General features: G+C 63.4%; 4 protein-coding genes. 3 read left to right on the forward strand and 1 reads right to left on the reverse strand.

What is annotated here, in order from left to right; all coding sequences use genetic code 11:
- Positions 1-70: 70 nt before the first annotated feature.
- Genes dcm through C0461_RS13700 form a run of 3 tightly spaced genes read left to right on the forward strand, consistent with a single transcriptional unit; the run spans position 71 to position 2,959 of the window.
- Positions 71-1,261 carry a DNA (cytosine-5-)-methyltransferase gene (gene dcm / locus C0461_RS13690; protein ID WP_292107781.1) on the forward strand — a complete coding sequence of 397 codons (1,191 nt, stop codon included), beginning with the start codon at positions 71-73 and terminating at the stop codon, positions 1,259-1,261.
- The gene (locus C0461_RS13695; RefSeq protein WP_292107783.1) at positions 1,254-1,706 is read left to right on the forward strand and encodes a very short patch repair endonuclease; all 453 of its coding nucleotides are present in this window, start codon (positions 1,254-1,256) and stop codon (positions 1,704-1,706) included. The genes dcm and C0461_RS13695 overlap by 8 nt, the downstream gene beginning before the upstream one ends.
- A 2-nt stretch (positions 1,707-1,708) precedes the next feature.
- Complete coding sequence (locus C0461_RS13700; protein ID WP_292107785.1) at positions 1,709-2,959, forward strand: type II restriction endonuclease; 1,251 nt, start codon at positions 1,709-1,711, stop codon at positions 2,957-2,959.
- A gap of 358 nt (positions 2,960-3,317) precedes the next feature.
- Here the strand turns inward: C0461_RS13700 and C0461_RS13705 are convergent.
- Positions 3,318-3,938, reverse strand: a 621-nt coding sequence (locus C0461_RS13705) for an NADP-dependent isocitrate dehydrogenase (RefSeq protein WP_292107787.1), incomplete at its 5' end; no start/stop codon positions are given.

The raw sequence follows: 3,938 nt of genomic DNA on the forward strand, positions 1-3,938 counted from the left end.
CTCCTGGCGGCGACCCGGCAATCTGTCACCCTGAGAATCACGGGAATCAGCCGTGTCGGAGTATGCCCTCATGGTGAAGCAAGCTGGCCAGGCGCTGGCCGACAAGGCGGTTGCGCTCGGCTACATTGATGGGCCCGTCAAACCGGCGCCGGTCCCGAACAATCCTCCGCTCAAGCTTGTTCAGCCCGCGAACGAAGGCGGGGGCGACGCAGAATTCACCTTCATCGACCTGTTCGCCGGCATCGGCGGACTGCGGCGCGGCTTTGAGTCCATCGGGGGCCGCTGCGTGTTCACAAGCGAATGGGACAAGTACAGCCAGAAGACCTACCGGGCGAACTTCCCCGACGACGCTCACGAGATCAACGGCGACATCACCAAGGTCGAGGTGACCGATATCCCGCCGCACGACGTGCTGCTGGCGGGCTTCCCCTGCCAGCCGTTCTCCATCGCGGGCGTGTCCAAGAAGAACGCGCTGGGCCGGGCCCACGGCTTTGAGGACAAGACCCAGGGCACGCTGTTTTTCGATGTGTCGCGGATCATCGCCCATCACCGCCCGGCGGCGTTCCTGCTGGAGAATGTTCGCAACCTCGTCGGCCACGACAAGGGCAAGACGTTCCAGACCATCAAGGACGTGCTGACCAATGAGCTGGGTTACACGATCGATTTCCGCGTGATCGATGGACGCTACTGGACGCCCCAGCACCGCGAGCGGATTTTCATCGTGGGCTTCCGGGAGGACCAGGATTTCCGGTTTGCGGACATGAAGGTTCCGGAAGCTGCACCGAAGTTGCGGGATATTCTTCACCGCGAAGCCGATGAGTCGGAAATCCCGGATCAGAAGTACACGGTCGGCAACTCGGGCCGGGTAGCGGACAAATACACCCTGACAGACCACCTCTGGAACTATCTCCAGCGGTACAAGGAGAAGCATCAGGCGGCGGGCAATGGCTTCGGCTTTGGCCTGGTGGGGCCGGATGACGTGGCACGGACCCTGTCCGCCCGCTACTACAAGGACGGGTCGGAAATCCTGATCAAACAGGAGGGCAAGGCGCCCCGTCGGCTGACGCCCCGCGAGTGTGCGCGCCTGATGGGTTTTGACTCTCCGCGCGGCGCCGACTTCATCATTCCGGTGTCAGACACCCAGGCCTATCGCCAGTTCGGGAATTCTGTTGTTGTCCCTGCCGTGAAAGCCGTTGCCGAACATATGAAGCCGCACCTGTTCGCCGCTCTCGGAAAACGTCCGAAGGCTGCGGTTGGCTGACGTCGTCGACCCGGCGACCCGCAGCCGCATGATGGCCGGGATCCGGGGCAAGAACACCAAACCCGAACTGCTGATCCGCAAGGCCCTGCATGCGCGCGGCTTTCGCTACAGGATTCACTGCAAGGACCTGCCGGGCAATCCGGACATGTGCTTCCCGAAGTATCGGGCGGTGATCTTCGTGCATGGATGCTTCTGGCATGGCCACGACTGCCATCTATTCAAATGGCCGAAGACACGGCCGGAGTTCTGGAGCGCAAAGATCGCCCGGAACCGCGAGGTCGACGGCTTGGCGGAGCAGCGGCTGCTGTCTGACGGATGGCGGGTCGCCACGATCTGGGAATGTGCATTGAAGGGTCGCGAACGCCTCGATCTGGATGATATTTCGCAGTGCTGCGCCGACTGGCTACGATCCCAGCGGAGCAGTCTGGTCATCAGGGGGGCCTAGCTATGCGGCGCGGCATGTTGTCAAACCTCTTCGTCGGCGCGGTCGCCAAGCGACTGACGCTGGTCGAGACGATCACCGCCCGGTCAAATCAGCACGAGTTCCAGGGGATCCAGCCGCTTCGTCAGCTTCTCGGCGACGATGATCGAAAAGGCGTGGACGCCGAGTTCATCTGGCTGTCCGACGACCAAGGCTCCCTGACGGAGAGCGGCTTTCTGAGCTGGTCTAACGTGAGGAAGGGCAAACCCCGGTCGCCCGAGTACCATCTGTATTATTCAGGCAACCCCGTCACAGAGCGTATGGAGACAGGCGATCTGCTGATCGTTGCGTTGAAGCAGGACGGGACGTTCCTGGTTGTAGTGGTGCCGGCAAACGCCACCACGGAGAACCAGATCCTCTGGTTGTTCGGGCTCGAGCCTCCTCCCGAGAAGGGGGTCTCCATCCACCGGTTCGACACCGGAAAGGACATCGAGCTCGGTTTCGCCGCGCGGTACATTCTGGATGAACTGGCGATCGAGCCGGAGGAGCCCGAGGCCGCTCACCTTGATGGCCTCATTGAGCCCTTCGGCCTCGTCTTCCCGTCGACGAGGGTGTTCTCCGACCTGGCGCGAAAGTCCTTGCCTGAAGTGGACGCGGTTGATGACCCGGACCGGGCGCTGGTGGATTGGCTCGACCGGGAGGAGCAGCTGTTCCGGCGGCTTGAGCACAGGGTCGTCGCGGAACGCATCACGAATGGATTTCAGGACCAGGGGGCGGTGGATGTGGACGGGTTCCTGTCGTTCTCGCTCAGCGTCCAGAACCGTCGGAAAGCCAGGGCAGGCCAGGCCCTTGAGAACCATCTGGAAGCGGTGTTCCTGGCCCACGGCCTGAAGTTTGCGCGGGGCGCTCTGACGGAAAACCGGAACAAGCCGGACTTCCTCTTTCCTGGCGTCGCGGAGTACGCTGACCCTACGTATCCCAGCGCCCGGCTTATGATGCTGGGCGCAAAGTCCACGCTGAAGGATCGATGGCGGCAGGTCCTTTCGGAAGCTGTCCGCATCGGCGAGAAGCACCTATTGACCCTGGAGCCAGGGACTTCCGAGAATCAGACCGATGAGATGCGCGCGAAATCGTTGCAACTTGTCATCCCCCGGGCCCTGCATGACAGCTTTCGGCCGGGGCAGCGGGACTGGCTGATGGATCTGGCGGCGTTTCTGCGCCTCGCTCACGAACGACAGGCCGATCGTTCGAAGCCCCGCCAACCCAGTGAGGTTTGACCAGGCGCCGCGTCACGCCGAGATGCGCATACCTGCGACGCCGTGAGTCTGGATCGTCCGGTCAGGCCGGACGATGACGGGTGTTTGGGGCGCGAACGCCGCCGGGTCCCGGCCGCCAAGGCCCTGTTTCAAAAGGCGTCGTGCCGCTCCAGCCCGCGTTTTCCGCCCCGCTCCGCCCACGCCCTTATACTGCCCCGGGCCATGGGGCGCGGGACGATCCGGGGAGGCGATTTCGGACTATTCGGACAATTCGCACCCTGTTTTTTCCGGCGACAGGGTCTGAAATTGGCAAGCGGCGCCGACCGGGGTCGGCGCCGCTGCTCAGATCGGCCCCAGAAACGTCCTTGGGGCCGGTGGATCAGGCCATGGCCTTGGTCAGGTTCTCGGCCACCTTGTCGAGGAAGCCCTCGGTGGTCAGCCAGCTCTGGTGGTCGCCCACCAGCAGGGCCAGGTCCTTGGTCATGGAGCCGCTCTCGACCGTGTCCACGACGACCTTTTCGAGGGTCTCGGCGAAGTCGATCAGGGCCTGATTGCCGTCCAGCTTGCCGCGGTGCTTGAAGCCGCGGGTCCAGGCGAAGATGGAGGCGATGGAGTTGGTGGAGGTGGCCTCGCCCTTCTGGTGCTGGCGGTAGTGGCGGGTGACGGTGCCGTGGGCGGCCTCGGCCTCCAGGGTCTTGCCGTCGGGGGTCATCAGCACCGAGGTCATCAGGCCCAGCGAGCCGAAGCCCTGGGCGACCACGTCGGACTGGACGTCGCCGTCGTAGTTCTTGCAGGCCCAGACGAAACCGCCGGACCATTTGATGGCCGCAGCCACCATGTCGTCGATCAGGCGGTGCTCGTAGGTCAGGCCGCGGGCGTCGAACTCGGCCTTGAACTCCTCGTCGAAGACCTTCTGGAAGATGTCCTTGAAGCGGCCGTCATAGGCCTTGAGGATGGTGTTCTTGGTGGACAGATAGACCGGGTAGTTGCGCGCCAGGCC

The sequence above is a fragment of the Brevundimonas sp. genome, from assembly GCF_013823285.1.
GTDB lineage: Bacteria > Pseudomonadota > Alphaproteobacteria > Caulobacterales > Caulobacteraceae > Brevundimonas.

What these genes read in the sequence shown, in the direction of transcription:
- dcm (WP_292107781.1), top strand. Translation starts at nt 71, where the DNA reads ATGGTGAAGCAAGCTGGCCAGGCGCTGGCCGACAAGGCGGTTGCGCTC.
- C0461_RS13700 (WP_292107785.1), top strand. Translation starts at nt 1,709, where the DNA reads ATGCGGCGCGGCATGTTGTCAAACCTCTTCGTCGGCGCGGTCGCCAAG.